We start from the raw sequence: 20725 nt of genomic DNA on the forward strand, positions 1-20725 counted from the left end.
ATATGCAGAATACAGAGAAACTGCGCCTGGATAAGTATCTCTGGGCGATCAGGATATTTAAGACCCGCTCACAGGCTGCTACAGCCTGTGATGGTGGGAAAGTGAAGATGAATGGAAACAATGTGAAGGCTGCAAGGTCAGTAGGCATTGGTGATAAATATGAGATCAGATCCGAATCCAGGAAATGGGTGATTGAAGTAGTGAGCCTGCTGGCCAACAGGGTGCAATATGCTGAAGCCATCAAGCACTATGTAGATCTGACCCCTGAAGAAGATCAGCAGGCGATTCAGCGAACAGCTTCCAGCTTCCATACAGGTAAGCGACCCAGTAAGATCGGACGGCCAACTAAGAAGGAACGTCGCGACCTGGACGGGTTTATGGCACCTGAGGATGAAGAATAACTGACCTGAATCTTTACCCAAAACAAAAGCGGTTTTGCCCCAGGCAAAACCGCTTTTGTTTTAACCCTGCGAAAATCCCGATCCGGCCGAAGACCAGATCGGGATTTTCGCAGAAACTTTCAAATTTGCTGCGTAAATTCGCATCCTCATAAATTATATTTCAATAAATGCCTAAGCAAAGCGACGTACTCTCCACCGACTTCCTTGTGAAAGTAGCGGAAGAATTTGGAACTCCGGTATATATATACCATGCAGAAAAGATTGCCATCCAGTACGAAAAGTTGAAGGACGCCTTCCAAAAGACGGACGCACGCTTTTTCTACGCCTGTAAGGCCCTCACCAACATCAACATCCTGAAATACATCAACTCCCTGGGCTGCGGTCTGGACACCGTGTCTATCAACGAAGTCCAACTCGGCCTCAAAGCAGGATTCGATCCAAAAAACATCATCTTTACCCCTAATTGCGTAGACCTCGACGAAATCGTAACTGCCAAAAACCTGGGCGTAAATATCAATATCGACAACATCTCCATCCTGGAGCAATTCGGTAACCGTTTCGGTGACTCTTACCCAATCTGCATCCGCCTGAACCCACACATCATGGCTGGCGGTAACTACAAGATCTCCACAGGTCACGTAGACAGCAAGTTCGGTATTTCCATCCACCAGATCCGCCACATCGAGCGCATCGTAAAAAGTACCAAACTGAAAGTTACCGGCCTGCACATGCATACCGGCTCCGAAATCAAAGATGTAGACGTATTCCTCCGTGGGGTTGACATCATGTTCGAACTGGCCGTGAACTTCCCGGACCTGGAATTCATCGACCTGGGTAGCGGCTTCAAAGTTGCTTACCAGCAGGGCGACCCTGAAACCGACATCCAGCTGCTGGGCAGAAAGCTCTCCGATGCTTTCAATAAATTCAGCAAAACATATAACCGCCCCCTGCAGGTATGGTTCGAACCAGGTAAATTCCTGGTAAGCCAGTGCGGCTACTTCGTAGTAAAGGCGAATGTGATCAAACAAACCACTGCTACCGTATTCGTAGGGGTAAACTCAGGTTTCAACCACCTGATCCGCCCCATGTTCTACGATGCCTTCCACCTCATTAAGAACATCTCTAATCCAAAAGGCACCGAACGGATCTATACCGTCGTAGGTAATATCTGCGAAACTGATACTTTCGGCTGGGATCGTAAACTGAACGAAGTGAAAGAAGGCGACCTGCTGGTATTCTACAATGCCGGCGCATACGGTTTTGAAATGGCCTCCAACTTCAACTCCCGCTTCAAACCCGCCGAAGTACTGGTAAAAGATGGTAAAGCCCAGCTAATCCGCAGACGTGATACCTTCGAAGACCTGCTAAAAAATCAGATCGAGTTATAATCAGAATAATTTACAGATTAGAATATATTTATAGGTCTGCCGGATTGGCAGACCTATAACTTTTTATGACCGAATTTGCAGTTTTGCATTAAATTTGCACATAGAAATCAACCGTAACTCTCTCTGCTTAATCCTGCACGCTGTCATTCACTCTTTGTAACACTACAATTTTTCCTTTATCCATTCGTCATATAACCAGATGAGTCATTTTTTACATATTTAGATTATGAAAGTTTTAACTGCCGGTCCGGATCAATTAAAGGATGAGGCACTGATAGAATCCCATATCTCCTTCGCTCCCTATGTGAAGTTCCTGAAGGAGAAGGCGGCCAGCAAGTCAGATAGCCGGGCGGCGTATTATCAAAAGATCGCCGAACGCTTTGAAAGTAATCCCGCGCTACTTGGCCCCATAGCGGGAGCAGACGACTTGTCCGCTTACCAGGAATATATCGACCTCATCATCGCTACCGTATTTCCAATCACTTCTGATATGGACAAGGATATCTATGGTATCGGCGTTCCTCAGAAGTTTGCTATATTTTATTACTCCGATCTCTTCAAAAACATCTTCGCCGACAATGGCGACAGAACGCTGGAAGTGCCCAAAGGCGTCTCCCTGGAGAGAATGAAGAAGGATAAACTGGAATGGCTGTACAAGCTGATCCTGGAAAAAGCATACGGTTTTCCTGTCGCTTACCAGAACGAGATCATTCACCACATCACCATGCCTGACAGTAATGGCACCAAGCGATATGTAAAAGTGAATGTAGACCCCCGTTTCGTGGAAGTAAAGGTAAAAGGTGAACTGCCCCCGCTCTCATACGATACCGTATGTATGAGGAAGTTCAGCCCCGAAGACCTGAAAGAATTACTCCCACTGGATAACTTCTCCCTTGAAGGTTTTGTGATCTGGACATTACAGGATGTTACTAAAGATGAGGTGCAGAATGTAATGAAGAACCTGATCCTGAACATGCACGAAGGCAACGAAAGACGCACCTATCGTCGTATGGAAGAAGAAGTGCAGGCACTCATGGGCGATAACGACCTGAGTGTACACCTGGTACCTATTCCTAAAATCAATGGCCGCTATGTGCTGGAATGTGAACAATGCGAAAGTGGGGTGACCCTGGGTGTAACCGGAAGCGAAAAACAACAGCAACAGCTTTTTCAGCAACTGATCCAGTACCTGGGCCAGAACAAAACACCCTTGCTGTTGCCTGTAGTCACAGAAAGCACCCTTTATGCATATCCGTTTCTCCGCTACCTGCCGCTGAAAGGCATCAGTAGTTTTGCGCTGGTACCGGTATGGCATGAAGATACCCTGCTGGGTATCGTGGAACTGGCTTCTGCCACCCCTAACAAGATCACCGCCGAAACACTGGCGCAGGCAATGCCTGCATATCCGCTGATGGTGATGTTGCTGAACAGGGGAGCTGACATTACTTCCAACCGTATCACCCAGGTGATCAAAGAACAGTTCACCGCCCTGCAGCCTTCCGTAGAATGGAAATTCATCGATGCAGCATGGCATTACCTGCACACACCGAAAGCAAAGAGAAAAGACATTGGCAACATTGCCTTTGAAAATGTCTATCCATTATATGGTGCCGTTGATATCAGGAACTCTTCTACCGAACGTAGCAATGCGATCCATGAAGACCTCCGCGAACAATTGCTCCTGATCCGGGAAACCCTGGACCACATAGGCAATACGATCTACCTGCCATTGCTGGAAGAGCTGAAGTTCAAGAACGATGAACTCATCACCGGTGTCACCAGTGGTATGCTCTCAGAAGATGAGCTGCGCACCAACAACTACCTGGATGAAGAAATCGGTCCATTATTCCGTCACCTGCACGAAAGCCATCCTGACCTGCAGCCGGCACTGGAACGCTATTTCTCACTGGTAGACCAGACCGAAGGCCATATACAGCACCACCGTCAGGACTATGAAGATAGCCTGGCCATGATCAATGCTGAACTAAACCAATACCTGGATAAAGAAAAAGAAAACATACAACACTCCTTCCCCTGCTACTTCGAAAAGTATCGTACAGATGGAGTAGAGTACAATATCTATATAGGACAGGCCATTGCGCAAACCCGTAAGTTCGACCTGCTCTACCTGCGTAACCTGCGCCTGTGGCAGATCCAGTCTATGGCAGATATTGCAAGACTCACCAACAAGCTGACTCCGTCACTGAAGGTACCCCTGCAAACTACCCAGCTGGTACTGGCACACAGCAACCCGATCGACATCAGTTTCAGACAGGATGAACGCCGCTTCGATGTGGAAGGTGCTTATAACATCCGGTATGAAATACTGAAGAAAAGAATTGATAAGGTGCACATTCGCCAGACAGGCAAACGCCTCACCCAGCCCGGTACCATTGCGATCGTGTATGCATATGCGAAAGAAATGGAAGAATACCTGAAGTATATCAACTTCCTGCAGAATAAGAATCTCCTGCTGCCGGATGTGGAAATGCTGGATCTGGAAGACCTGCAAGGGGTAAGCGGATTGCGGGCGCTGAGAGTGAAAGTGAATATGGATGCGTAAAAAGGAAAATAGGAATATATAAAAAAGAAAGCGGCTGTATCGTTAAGAATACAGCCGCTTTCTTTTTTATGTCTCTGTTTAGAACCTGAATCCAAACGTTATATAAGGCAACACCTCTTCTTCAGACCTACCCACTGTCGCCGTTAAGATCAGCATATTCACCGGGCTGAAATAGATGCCTCCACCATATCCGTCATGCCAGGCAGAAGACTTTTCTCCTTTAGCCCAAACCCTGCCCACATCATTAAATGCCAGTAAACCCACAGTAGCAGGGAACAGGTAAGAACGGAATTCAAACAGTTTCAATCGCAGCTCAGTATTATTAAATACCATCGCATCACCTGCAAAACGGTAGTTGCGATACCCCCGCAGGTTCTGCACACCACCTAAATACATCGCCTGGAAGTATTCATAATGCCCCCAGAGTTTACCACCGCCAAACCTGGTAACCAATACTAAATTGGCAGGTGTACTGAAACTCGTATAAATACTCATGTCAGTATACAATTGCAGGTAATGACGTTGCTGTTCATTCAGACCCTGGTTGCCATGTAAGGTCGTATTCCAGTAGAAACCACGTGTAGGCGCAATGAGATTGTTGCGTGTATCGACCTGGTAACCCAGTTTCAGACCAGCATAAGATTTACCCTGGTATACGGACAATGAATCCAGTCCATTCTTCTCAAAGTCTTCAATGATCCTGCCCTGGGTCGCATCTTTATCCAGCGTGTAATAAGTGAAAGTAGGACCGTAGATGAGCTGGAACTTGTTAGACAAATTCGTTTTGAACAAAGGTTCTACATTAAACAAACTGAAGCGGGTACGATAATATTTAATCTTCAGATCCTTCTCAAATACGGTTTCGTTACCGTAACCGAAGAAGTTGATCGTATTGTTCGGAGCCTTGGCAGTAGCCGTCAGCGCCAGATCGGTATTCCCGATCACATCAGTGAATTCTCCTAAATATTTAAACTGCCATGCATCGGTACCTAAACTATGACCGGCTGTGACCGTTTGCCTGGAAGCAAATGGGCGCTTACGGAATCCTTGTTTCGTATACTGGAAACCTGCGCCGAGAGACAGTCCGTCATCACTGTTGAACCCAGCAGTCGCCAGTGGCATCAGCTTATCATAGATATATAGCAAAGGCGTACGTTCGTACCTGATATTCGCGGGATCGTAAGAAAGGATTTTACGTTCATGGCCTGCCAGCTGGAAAGTATCAGCACCACCGCGTTTCTCATAGATGCGGATGTGATTGCCTGCATGCTGGGAACTGCTGTCGATATAAGTATCCTTGTCTTTACCACCTATAATGCGGATGTGAATAGGGGTATGATAATTCCCTGTGATATTGAATTTATCCTCACCACCTAAACCAAAGATTCTTACTTCTTTGGTTACATTCGGATCAAAGGTGCGGGAGTAGATATTTTGTTGTACTTCCCCTTTCTTGCTGATCTTATTTACATTCAGGGAAACGGAGCCGTCCTGCCGTCTTTCAATGCTGAATAGCTCATCTTTCTTTGTTCCGGTTACATCTACATCCTTCGCGAGGAAATGGTAGAAATCCAGTGATGATTTTTCCAGTTTATCACGACGGGCAATGAGTGTTTTAATTGTAAAGTCGCCAACCTGTTTCTGCACGGTATCCGGGAAGCGGGCTACTGCCGCTGCAATCACGGAGTCTGGTAAACTGAGTACCAGTTCATGACTGATCTTTTTCCATGTCTCTTCATCAATTTCATTCATGAAGGAACGGTCAAAAGGCTGGGCGGTCGGGTTTTGATATTCGATATTCGGGAAGTATGGTTTGAAGCCCTGGAATTTAGGCATCACCCATTTCCGGGCAGCAATGGCTGTGATCACGCCCTGGTTCACGAAGAAAGCCTGGTCGCGGTCGCGGGGAATAGGGTAGTATTCTTTGGTATCGCGTTTCTTGTGTTTCTTTACGCCCCATCTCCACTGGTCATCATGACGATCCCAGTCAGCCATTACCAGGTCCAGCATACGTGCGCGGGCTACTGCTTCCTGGTCGATGGTATTATCATTATCCCCCTGTATCTGTTCCAGCACCTTGATGGTATTATAGGTTTTGCCTTTCACTACCGGCTCTCTTTCTTCAAAGAGATATACATCATCCCCATGTGTGCTGGCGTAAACACCCAGGGAAGTATCCTTTGGTAAGTATACAAAAGTCGGGTTGGTATGTGGTACGCCTGCTGCTTCAGCCAGCCTGGCCACCGCCATGGTAGCATAAGGATTGGAAGCAGAGATCTGGTCCTGCACCACATCTTTGGCAATTGTATTTTTCAGTTCAGCAGGAATCGCTTTTTCAGGATATTTCTTCACAGAGCGCAGTACCCATTCCCTACCTGATTTATCTTCCATGCGCAGGGAAAGGGTTTGCATACCACCACCCCGCTGCAATATTTTCAGACCACCTTTTTCTTTGTTGATGTCAAGTACGGGAAAGTTCACCGGGGTAGCCCATACATTGCGATAGTTCTGGCCCAGCAGCCAGTAGTGAATACCTGTTTTGTGGATATACTGGGTATCTGCAGGCATTGTTACAAAAGGAGGTAATTCTTTTGCTGTCGGACTTGCATTGGCCAGTTGTTCAGAGCGGATATCCTGTATCCTGAAGAGAGAACTGGTAAAAGAAGGCCCCTCGGTCTTATCTACCGTATAATACTGCACCGTGATGTTTCCATTCCTGGAGATCTCTAAAGCCGCATAGCCGTTCTCGTTACTTGCATACAGAGACTTCGCACCTTTCTTAACACGATTTTCTTTTGCGCCACTACCACTGCCTATATAGTAATTCTCTTTGTCTTTGATAAACTGTAATGCGTGATCATGACCTGCTACAAAGATGGCCGGGCCATGTGATTTGAAAGCAGCTTCCACGCCACTAACCAGTTCCTGGTAGTCAGGATTGGGCAGGTCTTCAGGCGTGCCGAATACGCCACGGGTCAGTGGATAGATAGAACCTATCACCGGCAATGGAATATAGAGCCCTTTCTTCAGATCCGTGAGGGGGAAGAGGTGTTGCTTCAGTGTATAATAACCGCCATGAATACCATAGCTCCGGAAAGGATGGTGGCTGGCAAAGATGATCAGTTTGTTCCGGTTACGGATTACGATATCACTCAGTTCAGTGAGCACATCCTGTTTTGTTTTGAAGTCACAGGAAGACTCAGGGCCTGGTTTTGCATAAGGGAATAACCACCATTCGGTATCCATAACAACCAGGGTAATGTTATTATCCAGCGGCACTTCGATGGGGCCGGGGCAACCATCTTTTGGCAGGAAGTTCACATTCGGCAGGTTCAGGGAATCAACATAAAGTTGTTCATTGATGATGGTCTGCCAGCCATTAGGCTTTGATTTTTCCCAGTCATGGTTGCCGGGAATGAAAATAGCCTGGGTATTGGTATTGCGTACCAGGTTCACCTGGTAATCAAGTATCTCTTTGGAAAGCGGGTAGCGGTTACTGGTAGGGTCCGGCATCCCATAGGGATAAACGTTATCTCCCAGGTAGAGCACTGTGTTTCTTGCATCCTGCAGATCGAAGCGGCTCTTTACAGCATCTATGACAGGGTTATGCCCGTCCTGGTGCAGTTCGCCTGCATCCCCGATCAGGATGATCCTTCTGGCCAGCGTGTCCTGTGCCTGGGCCAGGAAAGGCAGGAAGAGCAGAAAGAGGTGTAAAAGGTACTTCATCGTTACTGAGCTCTTTGGTTGTATTTAAACTTGAGAATATTTGCAGACGATTCATCGGCAGATTCATTGGAAATATACATATCGCCATTCGCTGCAAAAGAAATGCCTTCCGGTTGTCTGAATAAAGTATGCTTCAGGTTATAGGCTTCCTGTACTTTGCCATCCAGGTCGGCGATCACCAGCATCCTGTTCACGGCAGAGAGTATATACAATCGCTTTTCAAAGGGATGTATAGCTGCTGCAGATGGTTTGAAGAGGTTGATATCTTCACCGCTAAGGCGTTCTATATCTACAATATTGATACGATAAAAGGGAACAGTGTCAAACTCCCAGGTCTTCATATCAAAGCGGTAGGCAGTGTTATAGTCTTTGCCTTTATCTTCTGCACATTGTTTACACACCATGATCATGCCATCATTGCGCGCATCATAGTAGAGTGATTCAAATTCTTTTTTGCCTTCCATGGGTAGTTTGTAAGTTTCGGAGCTGGTAGAATCAGAGAAGAGCCCTGTCACATGATAGAGGTGACCATTGCTTTTCAGTACTATCCAGTTTTTACCATCGGTAGCGAGGTCTTCATAATCCCCGCTCTTATGGAATTTCCAGTTGGGATAAGCTGTTTTATTGGCTATGTCGATAGAAAATATGCGACCCTGTTCATCATTGATGGCCATGATATGATGTTCATCAGGGGCCAGCACAATGCCTGAAATCTCCTGCATGGACTGGCGCACATGAAACCTTGTGGGTTCCGTGAGGTTATAGCCTTTGGGAGATCCGTATTTTTTATCGCTGTTGTTGTAATAATTACAGGAAGTTAGCAACAGGGCGACCAGTAATAAATGTCGTAGAGTCATAAGATGAGCCATATGGTAGAATAAAATTAACTCAAAAATGCAGTAACTTGCTGATCTCAGTTTTGCTTTTTTAACCAAGCCTTATGCAGACAAGTGTAATCATCGACGCCGCACAACAGTATGTGACAACACAATACCAGAATCATCCTCACCCTAATCTGGTGTACCATAACCTGGAGCATACCAGACAGGTAGTGGCAGCAGCAGCGCAGATTTCGGCGCATTACCGCCTGCAGGATACTGACCTTCTCGTAGTGTATATAGCTGCCTGGTTTCACGACCTGGGCTACCTGCTGGGAGAATTTAAAACGCACGAGGAAAGGGGTGCTTCACTGGCCCGTGAATTTCTGAATACACAAATTATTCCGTTAAATATACAAGAACAGGTAAGCGGATGTATCATGGCGACCAAGATGCCACAGGAACCCCACAACCTGCTGGAAGAGATCGTTTGCGATGCAGACCTCTTCAATTTCGGTACAAAAGAGTTCAGGAAACGTACCAAGGTATTGCACCAGGAGATAGAACTTACCCATGAGAAAGAGATACCCGGTGCTGACTGGACAGCAGGTACTTTGAAACTGCTGGAAGCGCATCATTATCATACGGCTTATTGCCAGGCCCTCCTGCAGGAGCAGAAAGAAGAGAACATCGCCTGGCTGAAAAAGCGCCTGGAGAAGCAGGAAGAAAAGGCAGAGAAGAAAGGAGAGAAGCTGGAGGAAGTAGTCGCTAAAGAAAGCAATAAGCTGAAAATCGATAAACCGAAAAAGGAAGCCAAAGAACCTAAAGCTGGCCGGGGAGTCGAAACCATGTTCCGTACTACCTCTGCTAACCATATTCGCCTGAGTGCCATGGCAGACAGCAAGGCACATATCATGATTTCGGTGAACTCTATCATCGTATCCGTGATATTAGGTGTACTCTTCCGCAAGCTGGAAGACTATCCAAACCTGGTGATCCCATCGATCTTATTCCTCACTACTGGTGTGGTTACCATCATCTTCTCCGTACTGGCTACCCGTCCGAATGTGAATAAAGGCCAGTTTACAAGAGAAGACATTGCCAATAAAAAGACGAACCTGCTCTTCTTTGGTAACTTCCACGAAATGCAGCTGGAACAATATGCCTGGGGGATGACAGAGATGATGAAGGATAGTGATTACCTGTATGGCAGCATGATCCAGGATATTTATCACCTGGGGGTCGTACTGGGTAAAAAATATAAACAACTACGTATCGCGTATAACATATTTATGTTTGGCCTGATAATATCAGTGCTGGCATTTGTGATTGCTGTGCTGTTCTTCCCTGTTAATAACTAGGGAATAACAGGTATTCTTCCCGCCAGCGGCAGCCTGGCATTGCGAAAAACTGCCTTTATTAAAGACCTGCTTTGGCACCATGACAGGAATAGAATCCAACTACAACACGAACTGAAAGCGGTTTTTTCGCTCCACAAAAACGATAGATGAATTATGAATACTCCGCTGTATGACCGTGATCTGAGCTGGTTATCATTTAACTACAGAGTGTTAAGCATGGCCAAAGACCCTGCGGTGCCGCTGTATGAGCGCATCCGCTTTTTGTCCATCTTCTCCTCGAATTTAGATGAGTTCTTTCGTGTGCGTATGCCCGCTGTCATGGCAGTGAATAAATTGGTGCGCGAAAATCCTGATGTGGCCGGGGAAGAAACCCTCTCTACCGATACGCTTCCTATTATTCAACAGGAGATCAACAGGCAGCTCGGAGAGTTTGGGGCTACACTTACCCAACAACTCCTGCCTGCATTAAGCGATAACAGGATCGATCTTTACTATAACCAGGAAATACTGCCTTCGCACCTGGCTCCTATGCGGGAGTACTTCCAGACAAAGATCCAGGGCTTTCTGCAACCGTTCTGGCTGGATCAGAAGAAACCTAAGGATGCGTTCCTGGAGAATAACCAGTTGTACCTGGTTGTCTCTCTTTCTCCTGAGAACGAACCTGACCGCCTGCAATATGCTGTAGTTAATATCCCCAGCAGTGAGCTGCCCCGCTTTTTTGAACTGCCGCAGATAAAGGAGGTGAGTTACATTGTGATGCTGGACGATATAATCAGGGAAAACACAGGCTGGCTGTTCCCGGGGTATACAGTGAATGGCTGCTATAGTATCAAGATCACCCGTGATGCAGAAACAGATATGAATGAACTGGCCAGCGATATCCTGGACCAGGTAGAAACCATGATTGCCAAAAGGGAGCTGGGCATACCCACCCGTTTCCTCTATGATAGCAATATGCCGCTGGCCCTGCGTCAATTGCTGGGTAATTACTTCAGTATAGTACCACAGGAAATGGTGCCGGGTGGCCGTTATCATAACCTGAAGGACCTGGCAGACCTGCCAATGCCTGTGAAATCTCCGCTGTTCACTTATCCGAAGCAGCCATCGGCGCACCTGCCACAGCTGGATAAGGTACCGCACCTGCTGGAAGAAATATTACGAAGGGATATTATTCTCCATCCTCCTTACCAGCGCTATGAGTACATCCTCCGTTTCTTCAACGAAGCGGCCACGGATCCAACAGTTAAAGAAATATATATCACCCTTTATCGCATTGCTGCCAGTTCGCAGATAGCCAATGCCCTTATCAGCGCAGCCCGCAATGGCAAGCAGGTAACGGTATTTGTAGAACTGAAAGCACGTTTCGATGAAGCCAACAATATTCGCTGGGCCAAGAAAATGAAGGCCGCGGGAGTAAAGATCATCTATAGTATTCCCGGTCTGAAAGTACATGCCAAGATCGCTTTGGTAAAGCGGAAGTGTGGTTATGAATGGGATTATGCAGGGCTGATGGCCACGGGTAATTTCAATGAGAGCACCGCTCGTTTTTACACAGACCATGTATTGCTCACTGCACATCCGGGTATTACCCAGGAACTGGAACTGCTGTTCTTATACCTGCAGGCGCGCCAGCAACCAGATAAATACCGGTACCTGAAATTTAACCACCTGCTGGTAGCACAGTTTAATCTGAAAACCCGTTTCTCAGAACTCATAGACAGGGAGATTGCCAATAAAAAGGCGGGCCGGCCGGCACACATTATCATCAAGCTGAATAACCTGCAGGAAAAAGATATGATAGCCAAACTGTACGAGGCCAGTGAAGCCGGTGTACAGGTAGACCTCATTGCCCGTAGTATATGCTGCCTGCAACCCGATCAGCCGGAGAGCAGCAATATCAGGGTAAGAAGGATCGTAGACCGTTACCTGGAACATGCGAGGGTGTTCATCTTCCATAACAATGGAGAAGAAGAGGTATACATGGGTTCTGCAGACTGGATGAACCGTAATATTCACCGACGTATAGAAGTGTGCTTCCCGGTGTATACGAAGGAACTGGCAGCGCAGCTGAAGGAGATCATAAGGCTGCAGCTGGCGGACAATACCAATGCAGCGAAGCTGGATGCACAGTTACATAACATACCTTTAAATCCTGAAAAAGGTACACCCGCTGTCAATGCCCAGCTGGGGATCTATCAATACATTCAATCACTGGAACATGAAAGTATTTAGCCGCTTACTCATCGTATCATTATGCCTGCTTGCCACTGTAACCCTGCATGCCCAGGAAAAACATGCCCCGGACCTGGAACACATTTATAACCCGGCAGCGGATGCAGCTGCAGACCTGGCTGCTGCACAGAAAGAAGCCACTGCTGCCAAAAAACATATATTGGTGCAGGTAGGTGGTAACTGGTGCATCTGGTGTAAGCGATTTTATAAATTCACCGCAGAAGACAGCACGCTGAAAAGTCTGCTGGAAAAGAACTTTGTCGTATATCACCTCAATTATAGCAAGGAGAACAAGAACCTGCCTATCCTGCAAAAGCTGGGTTATCCACAGCGCTTCGGCTTCCCGGTGATCGTGATCCTGGATGCAAAGGGCAACAGGCTACATACACAGGATACAGGATTACTGGAATCCGCAGATTCATATGATCAGAAGAAGATAGCCATGTTACTAAAGCAATGGGGGCCAGATGCCTTGAATCCAGCCTATTATGTGAACCAATAATTCCCGTTTATTTCATCCCCTAACTCCCTCTTATGTCTAAATTCCAGCGTTTAGTGCAGCAGCGATGGAGATTTTCCCTGTTCTTGTTGTATAAATTACCGGCAGCATGGCTGGCAGGGGTAAGTGTACAACATTTAGACCCTGCTGTTTGTATCACTTCCGTACCTTTCAGGTGGCTGTCGCAGAATCCTTTTAAGTCTACTTATTTTGCCTGCCTAGCAATGGCGGCAGAAATGAGTACGGGCCTACCTGCTATGTGGTTCACGGCGGATGCTGCCCCTGCGCGTGTATCCATGTTAGTAACCGGCATGCAGGCCAGTTTTTTGAAAAAAGCTACCGGGAAGACTTATTTTACATGTGAAGAACTGAGCGGTATGCAGGCTGCTATAGCCCATACCGTAGCTTCGGGAGAGCCGGTGACGATCACAGTCAATACAATCGGCAAAAGCCACGATGGCACCATAATTGCCACCTTCGCGATCACCTGGTCGTTTAAGAAACGCTGATAAAATTCAATCATTATGAAGATAGCCTTCCATGGGGCGGCACGTACCGTTACTGGTTCCAAACACCTGATTACACTAAAGAATGGGAAAAAGATCTTATTGGATTGTGGCTTGTTCCAGGGAATGGGCAAGGACACAGATGCCATGAACTTTGACCTTGGCTTTGATCCTGCTACCGTCACCATGATGGTATTATCCCACGCTCACATTGATCATACAGGCCTTATACCATTGCTGGTAAAAAGGGGGTTTAAAGGACATATTTACTGCACTCCTGCAACTTTTGATCTGACACAGATCCTGTTACTTGATTCTGCGAGGATCCAGGAAGAGGATGTGAAGTATACGAACAAGAAACGCAGAAAGGTAGGATTGCCACAGGAAGAGCCGCTGTATACAGTGGATGATGCCAAAAAGAGCATTGCCTTTTTCAAAAAGGTAAAGGCCTATAAACAGTGGTACCGGATCGATGATGAGGTGGAAGTGATGTTTACAGATGCGGGTCATATAATAGGCAGTGCTGCAGTAACGCTTCGTATAATGGAAGGGGGCAAACCAACTGTGGTTACTTTCAGCGGGGATATAGGCCGGTATAATGACGCGATCCTGAAATCGCCGGATACTTTTCCACAGGCAGATTTCATCCTGATGGAATCTACCTATGGCAGTTCCCTGCATGCGGAGGCTGCTCCCACCACGGATGTATTGCTGAGGTATATACATGATACCTGTAAAGTGAAGAAAGGTAAACTGATTATCCCGGCATTCAGCGTAGGCCGTACCCAGGAGATACTGTATGCCCTTAACAAGGCCCAGCTGGATGGTAAGCTGCCAAAGGTGGATATTTTTGTGGATAGTCCGCTGTCAATGGAAGCAACGGAGGTGGTGACCAGTCACCCGGAATTGTTTAACAAGTCAGTGGCAAAACTGCTGCAGATCGATGACGATGTATTTGATTTCCCTGGTTTACACTTTATAGCGTCCGTAGACGAATCCAAGAACCTTAATTTCCGCCAGGAACCCTGTGTAATCATTTCTGCTTCAGGTATGGCGGAGGCGGGCAGGGTAAAGCATCATATTGCTAATAATATTAATGATACAAGGAATACCATCCTGATGGTGGGGTACTGTGAGCCCCAGTCCCTGGGCGGTAGGCTGATGAGAGGGGCCAAGGAGGTATCTATCTATGGTACCCGTTACGAGGTGAGGGCAGAAGTAGGCAGTATCCGGTCTATGAGTGCCCATGGGGATTACGAAGACCTGAGCCAGTGGCTATCCTGTCAGAACCCGAGGGAGGTGAAGAAATTGTTTTTAGTGCACGGGGAATATGAGGTGCAGACCATTTTCAGGGATTGGTTATTGAAAAAGGGATTTGGGGATATAGAAGTACCGGAAAGGCATTCAGAGATAGGGTTGGGATAAGCTATGAGCCCCCGTCTTACAGGGTCTTTGTTCGAGTGAGATCCGGTCCTTCTTTAACATTATCCTGGTACTATCTTAACACTAAAAGGGCACCTCAATATCCATTGGATATTGAGGTGCCCTTTTAGTGTACTTGTGGTGTACTTATAGTATAGTTATCTAACAAAAGAAGGAGCGAAGCTCTGCTATGCAAAACCTCGCTCCTTCTTTGATAATCAATGCATTTATTAGTCTTTCAGTTCAGCAATTACTTTTTTGATGTAGTCGTACTGCTTCATCAGATCTGTCTTTTTATCGGCAGGGGCGATGGTGGCTTTATCCAGTTTCCTTTTGGCTAAGGGTTGCAGCATATTTACCATGTAATTGGTAACCATCTTGTTATTGAACGTTTTTGTCATATCCTTGATCTGGCCGATGCCCTTGATCACGATATCTGCGTTATCCACATTTGCAAGGATAGCTACATACTGAATGGCGTCTTCCACTTTTTCCTGGCCACTGGCTTCGTCGAAGGTCTTGGCAAAGAAAGCGATGTCATCTTCATTTCCTTTTTTAGCATATACACTGGCAATTGCATTACGCAGCGCGCCTTTGGCACTGGTTTCCATTTGCTTAGCGAGGGTATAGGCTTTCTCGGCATCCAGGGCGGAGAGACTGTTCAGTGCGGCACCGGCGGCAGCGTATGACTGGTCTTTGGTAGCTGCTTCGAACAGGGAGGTATATTGAGCATCCTTCCGGCTGCCTAGTTGTTTCAGGGCAGCTGCACGTACGGTTGCATTCTTGTCGTCTTTAGCCAGTTGCTGTAATACAGGCAGGGCCGCTGATTTCACTGCATCGTCGCCCAGGTTCAGGCCTCTGATAGCCAGGTTGCGCAGGCCATAGAACTTGTCTTTCAGGGCAGCGATCACCACTTTGCGGGCAGCAGGATTTGCCTGGTCTTTCAGGCAGGCTTCCAGGGCCTCGCGGCGATCCAGGTAATTAGGCGCGTTGTTGAACTGGAAGATGTAGGTACTCAGGTCTCTCTGATCATTGATGTCAGCCAGCAATACCTTATCCGCATCTACATTGACCAGGTCTGGTTTAGCAGTATATGGGAAGGTAAAGGAAGCCGTTTTATCGGTGATGGTCACCAGGTGACGTACTTTTTTACCACCTGCGTATACATCGATCGCGATAGGCAGCTGGAAGATCTTGCCGGATTCCTGTGTCTGGTTGATATTGACAGTCACAGTTTTAGCGCCGTCATTGTAATTATAGCTTACATCCAGTTTAGGGAAGCCATCGCCAAAGTACCATTGGTTAAAGAACCAGTTCAGGTCTTCGCCGGTAACTTCTTCAAAAGCCAGGCGCAGCTGGTGTGCTTCGGCAGGTTTGAAGGCATTGGTCTTCAGGTAGAGGTTCAGTGATTTGAAGAAAGCGCTGTCACCTACTACATTGCGGAGCATGTGCAGGATGCGGCCACCTTTCTGGTAGCTTACAGCATCGAACATGTCTTCTTTGTCATGGTAGTGGAAACGAACCAGGTCGCGATCGCCGGCATATTGGGTAAACTGTTTGTAGTTTTCGCCTGCTTCTTCAGCATGTGCATCGGCTTCGTCTTTACCATACTTATGTTCCAGCCACAGGTATTCGCTGTAGTCAGCAAAAGACTCGTTCAGGGTCAGGTTGCTCCATGATTCAGCGGTTACCAGGTCACCAAACCAGTGGTGGAACAGTTCGTGGGCGATAACGGATTCGTTATAGTTGTTATTATCCAGCAGTTCGCGGTCGGTTTTCTGAACAAAATCGCCGTGCAGGGTAGCGGTGGTATTTTCCATTGCACCGGATACATAGTCTCTGACTACGATCTGGGAGTACTTAGGCCATGCATATTCATAACCCAGGATATCGGAGTAGAAGCTGAGCATTTCGGGTGTATTACCGAAAATGGCTTTAGCGTATGGCTCATATGCTTTTTCCACATAGTAGTTCACTTCTTTGCCTCGCCACTGGTCCTTTACGATGGCGAAATCACCTACGGCCATCATGAACAGGTAAGGGGAGTGGGGGAGGTCCATCTTCCAGGTATCGGTACGGGTACCGTCCGGGTTATTCTTTTGACTAACCATTTTACCGTTAGAGAGGGTCACGTATTTCTTATCGACAGTCATACTGATCTCTTCGGTACATTTCTGGGCGGTCTTGTCAATAGTAGGGAACCATACAGAATTGGATTCGGTTTCACCCTGTGTCCAGATCTGGATTGGCTTATTTTTATCCGTGCCGTCCGGGTTGATGAAATAGAGCCCTTTGGCATCAGTGATAGCGGCGCTGCCGGTAGCGGAGATTTCATCCGGTCTGGCTACGTAGTCAATATATACGATATAGGATTCGGTGCGGCTATACACTTTATCCAGTTGGATGTGGAGTTGGGTGCTGTCGTAAGTATACTTCAGCGCTACGTTTTTACCACCTTTTACGATAGCTACTGTTTTGATATCCATGCCTTTGGCATCGAGTGTCAGGGAGTCGGTAGCATAAAAATGCGGCTTCAGGGTCAACCATGCTTTACCATACAGATATCTTTTGGCGTAATCAAAGCGGACATCCAGTTTGGTATGGGAGAGATCGTTCACTCTTGTTGCAGTGGCCCTGTAGATCTTCAGGAGAGGATCATTGGCGTTGTCACGCTGCTGTGCATAAGCGGGGGAATAACACATGCTTCCAGTCAGGCAGACTACCAGCAGGCCTTTTAGTGCTTGCTTCAAAGATTTAGACATTGTAGAAAATATATTTTGCCACGAATTAACATTTATTCTTAGAAATAAACAGGGTTTGGCTTATTAATATTGGTATAAACGGGATAATTGGCTATAATTCGGGATGTTGGTCCTGGTTTACGCTTTAAAGCATTCCCGGGTAAAAGCCGCTTTCGTATTTGTAGAATATAATAATCCTCTCCCTGCTGCTGCAGGGCAATTAAAGAAAACTTTCCTCCCTTTGCCGAAGGCCGATCTAAATTCCTATTTTTGTCTCAGTTCAGATATAATACAACTTATGATCAAAGCAATCGTAAATGGCATTACGCCATTTGCAATCAATACGGCTCCTGAAGGTATCTCCTGTAATGGGCAGGCCGTAGAATGGTCTGGGCTGGAGTTGCCTGCGGGCAATTATAGTGTAATATTGGATGGGCGGAGTTATATAGCTCAGGTCATCAGCATAGACAAAGACGCCAAAAAGGTAAAAATCCTGATTGAGCAACAGGAATACGAGGTGGCTATCGGGGAGCCAATAGATCAGTTGCTGGCAGCCATGGGTATCAACCACAGTGCTACCCGTAAAGTAAACGATATCAAGGCCCCAATGCCAGGGCTGGTGCTGAAAGTACTGGTTGAACCAGGGCAGGCTATAAAAAAAGGCGATCCGGTATTAATACTGGAAGCCATGAAAATGGAGAATGTATTTAAAGCAACCGGGGACGCAATCGTAAAGGAAATCAAGGTCTCCGAGCGGACGGCCGTTGAAAAAGGGGAGATCCTCGTTATATTGGAATAGTATTTGTTTTCTAAGCAGGCGCGTGGGTTTTGATGAACACCCGAACGGGTCTATATTATATTTCTATGATTAAGTATTTGAAAAAATCTTTATTGATACCGTGCTTTCTCCTGATGGCATTACGGATGACAGCTCAGGATCAGCAATATTATATCTATATACAGAGCGAAAGGTCTCAGCCTTTCTATGTCCGCTTTGATGGTAAACTTCTCAGTTCTTCAGATAAAGGTTATATCATCCTTTCCAAACTGCCTGCTGGTACAGCCAACATGCGGATTGGTTTTGCAAAAAGTGAGGTACCTGAAGAGCAATATATGGTCAAAGTAGGAGGGCCTAATGACCAGGGGTATTTGCTGAAGAAGGATGGCTTGTATAATATAGTGACGTTTGCAGCTACCAGGCCTGTGAAGAAAGGGGAGGAGGCAGTAGCACAGGCTCCAGCACCAGCACCTGAACCGGCTCCGGCCCCGGTTGAAGCGGTTCCTGCACCGGTAATGGATACCCCGGCTGTTGCTGTTGAAAAGCCGGCACCAGTTCCTGCTGAAACTACGGCACCATTGGCTGTAGAGCCGCAAAAGGCGATGATGGATTCTATGCAGAAGGATCTGGCAGCAGCTTTTCCTAAGGATGCGGGTGTAACAGTAGGACCAGGTACCCGTGCGGTAAAACCTGTTAATAAGTTTTCAGAGTCACTGGATAAGGTTGTAAAGGATGACAGACCGGAGGAACCATTGGTGGATCCAAATGCTGGTACAGGTATGATCCTGGCACCTGCGAAGGATACAGCGGTGGCTGTGGCGCAACCGGAAGAAAAAAAAGGACATAAAAAACGCAGAGATAGAGAGCCGCTTACAGCAGAGGAACAACAGATCCTGGCGGATGTAATGGAGGAAGAACATAAAGCGGTGGCAGCTCCGGCTCCGGCTACACCAGCAGTAGCCCCGGCTCCGGCCCCTACTACGCCGGCTGCTGATGTGGCAGTGACTCCGGATGTAGCTGTAAGTGAGACTTCCGGTGCTCAGGCAGCAGTACCAGCTCCGGCGCCTGTTACAGAAGAGGCACCCCTGCCTGAAAAGAAATCTTCAAAAAAGGCAGGAAAGAAAAAATCAGATGATCCTGCGTTTATCGACTTTCAGGATGGAACGGCACAGGCTACGGTAGCTGAGGGTACACCTGGTCCTGTGGGAACAGAGGAGCCGGCTCCGGCTAAAAAGAAGAAACGTAAGGAAGATATATCAGAAACGGATACGACAGCTACTATGGCTGTTGAAGAACCAGCGCCGGCTAAGAAGAAAAAGCGGAATATTGATACAGAAGGGCAGCCTAATAATATCCTGACAGATGATTCATCAGGTTATGCGGTATCTGGTCTGAATATAGATCATCCGTCAAAAAAGGATCGTAAGAAGAAAAACCAGGAGGCCGCTGAGGTAGGTGTTGCTGTTCCGGTAGTGGCTGCAGTTGAGGCACCTGTTGAAGAGAAGAAAACATCTTCTGTAAAAATGATCAATTCTGATTGTGGGAAGGTGATGGATGAAGAGACGTTCAGAAAATTGCTCCGTAAGTTTGTAGGTGGGAAGGATGATGATGGAATGATTGATGCATTTAAAAAGCAGACGAAGGGATTTTGTTTGGAGACATCCCAGGTAAAGACGCTGGTGCAGCTGTTGGGAACGGATGATTCCCGTTACCGTTTATTGGATCAGGCATATCCAAAGGTGTATGATTCGGAGCATTTTTCATCACTGGAGAGTGTGTTGAGTGATAATTATTACAAGGGTCGCTTTAAGGCAATGGTCCACAGGTAAGCACCTTATCATAGAAAGGCAGAAGGCCACAGGTTGAAGTTCAACTTGTGGCCTTCTGCTTTTTGCGTCTTACCTTCGCGGGATTATGAGATATTTTTTAGAGGTAGCATATAAGGGAACTGCGTTCGGGGGCTTTCAGGTGCAGGATACGGCGCATACGGTGCAGGCGGAGATAGACCGGGCCATTAGTCTGTTGATGAGGGAGAAGGTGGAAACGACGGGTTCCAGCCGTACGGATGCGGGGGTACATGCGTTGCAGAACTTCCTGCATTTTGATATAGCGCAGCCTTTACATCCGCAGTTTGTTTATAAGGTTAATGCGATCCTGGGGCGTGATATTGTATTAAAGCAGGTATATGCGGTGAGCGATGAGGCGCATTCCCGTTTCGATGCATTGAACAGGGCTTATAGGTATACATTGTATACGCAGAAGGATCCGTTTATGCAGGATAGGGGTTACT

General features: G+C 46.9%; 14 protein-coding genes (1 of these 14 running past the window's edge). 11 read left to right on the top strand and 3 right to left on the bottom strand.

The annotated features are described in order from the left end of the window. Window positions 1–2 precede the first annotated feature (2 nt). The 3 genes from U0033_RS24685 to U0033_RS24695 all read left to right on the top strand — a co-directional run bounded on the left by U0033_RS24685 (window position 3) and on the right by U0033_RS24695 (window position 4352). Window positions 3–401, top strand: a complete 399-nt coding sequence (locus U0033_RS24685; RefSeq protein WP_072366020.1) for an RNA-binding S4 domain-containing protein — start codon at window positions 3–5, stop codon at window positions 399–401. A gap of 167 nt (window positions 402–568) precedes the next feature. Then, entirely contained in the window at window positions 569–1789 is a 1221-nt protein-coding gene (gene lysA, locus U0033_RS24690; RefSeq protein ID WP_072366022.1) for a diaminopimelate decarboxylase, read from the top strand. A gap of 226 nt (window positions 1790–2015) precedes the next feature. After that, complete coding sequence (locus tag U0033_RS24695; protein ID WP_072366024.1) at window positions 2016–4352, top strand: hypothetical protein; 2337 nt, start codon at window positions 2016–2018, stop codon at window positions 4350–4352. 78 nt (window positions 4353–4430) lie between these two features. Here U0033_RS24695 and U0033_RS24700 read toward each other — a convergent pair whose 3' ends face one another. Then, the gene (locus U0033_RS24700) at window positions 4431–8078 is read right to left on the bottom strand and encodes a BamA/TamA family outer membrane protein (RefSeq protein ID WP_072366026.1); all 3648 of its coding nucleotides are present in this window, start codon (window positions 8076–8078) and stop codon (window positions 4431–4433) included. 2 nt (window positions 8079–8080) lie between these two features. Next, window positions 8081–8935, bottom strand: coding sequence for an SdiA-regulated domain-containing protein (locus U0033_RS24705; RefSeq protein ID WP_177318747.1), 855 nt, complete (start codon window positions 8933–8935; stop codon window positions 8081–8083). An 83-nt stretch (window positions 8936–9018) separates the two neighbouring features. Between U0033_RS24705 and U0033_RS24710 the strand changes: the two genes are divergently transcribed. The 5 genes from U0033_RS24710 to U0033_RS24730 all read left to right on the top strand — a co-directional run bounded on the left by U0033_RS24710 (window position 9019) and on the right by U0033_RS24730 (window position 14919). After that, window positions 9019–10257 carry a Pycsar system effector family protein gene (locus U0033_RS24710; RefSeq protein WP_072366030.1) on the top strand — a complete coding sequence of 413 codons (1239 nt, stop codon included), beginning with the start codon at window positions 9019–9021 and terminating at the stop codon, window positions 10255–10257. Between the two features lie 153 nt (window positions 10258–10410). Then, window positions 10411–12489, top strand: a complete 2079-nt coding sequence (gene ppk1, locus U0033_RS24715) for a polyphosphate kinase 1 (protein WP_072366032.1) — start codon at window positions 10411–10413, stop codon at window positions 12487–12489. Further along, window positions 12476–12991 carry a thioredoxin family protein gene (locus tag U0033_RS24720; protein WP_072366048.1) on the top strand — a complete coding sequence of 172 codons (516 nt, stop codon included), beginning with the start codon at window positions 12476–12478 and terminating at the stop codon, window positions 12989–12991. The genes ppk1 and U0033_RS24720 overlap by 14 nt, the downstream gene beginning before the upstream one ends. 32 nt (window positions 12992–13023) lie before the next feature. Further along, the gene (locus tag U0033_RS24725; protein ID WP_072366034.1) at window positions 13024–13497 is read left to right on the top strand and encodes a DUF4442 domain-containing protein; all 474 of its coding nucleotides are present in this window, start codon (window positions 13024–13026) and stop codon (window positions 13495–13497) included. 15 nt (window positions 13498–13512) lie between these two features. Then, on the top strand, window positions 13513–14919 hold the full coding sequence (locus U0033_RS24730; protein WP_072366036.1) for an MBL fold metallo-hydrolase RNA specificity domain-containing protein: 1407 nt from the start codon (window positions 13513–13515) through the stop codon (window positions 14917–14919). Window positions 14920–15146: 227 nt separating this feature from the next. On the opposite strand, the gene U0033_RS24735 is transcribed toward U0033_RS24730, so the two are convergent. Continuing rightward, window positions 15147–17678, bottom strand: coding sequence for a M1 family aminopeptidase (locus U0033_RS24735; RefSeq protein WP_072366038.1), 2532 nt, complete (start codon window positions 17676–17678; stop codon window positions 15147–15149). A 277-nt stretch (window positions 17679–17955) separates the two neighbouring features. Here U0033_RS24735 and U0033_RS24740 point away from each other — a divergent pair, with 277 nt between their 5' ends. The 3 genes from U0033_RS24740 to truA form a co-directional block, all read left to right on the top strand. Continuing rightward, the gene (locus tag U0033_RS24740) at window positions 17956–18456 is read left to right on the top strand and encodes a biotin/lipoyl-containing protein (RefSeq protein ID WP_072366050.1); all 501 of its coding nucleotides are present in this window, start codon (window positions 17956–17958) and stop codon (window positions 18454–18456) included. A gap of 65 nt (window positions 18457–18521) precedes the next feature. Then, window positions 18522–20264 carry a DUF4476 domain-containing protein gene (locus U0033_RS24745; protein WP_322518428.1) on the top strand — a complete coding sequence of 581 codons (1743 nt, stop codon included), beginning with the start codon at window positions 18522–18524 and terminating at the stop codon, window positions 20262–20264. Between the two features lie 85 nt (window positions 20265–20349). Next, window positions 20350–20725, top strand: the 5' end (the start) of a protein-coding gene (gene truA, locus U0033_RS24750; protein WP_072366042.1) for a tRNA pseudouridine(38-40) synthase TruA. Its footprint extends 377 nt past the window's final position; 376 of the gene's 753 nt are visible here — the first part of the coding sequence; it begins with the start codon at window positions 20350–20352; the stop codon falls past the right edge of the window.

The organism is Chitinophaga sancti (assembly GCF_034424315.1).
Classification (GTDB): domain Bacteria; phylum Bacteroidota; class Bacteroidia; order Chitinophagales; family Chitinophagaceae; genus Chitinophaga; species Chitinophaga sancti.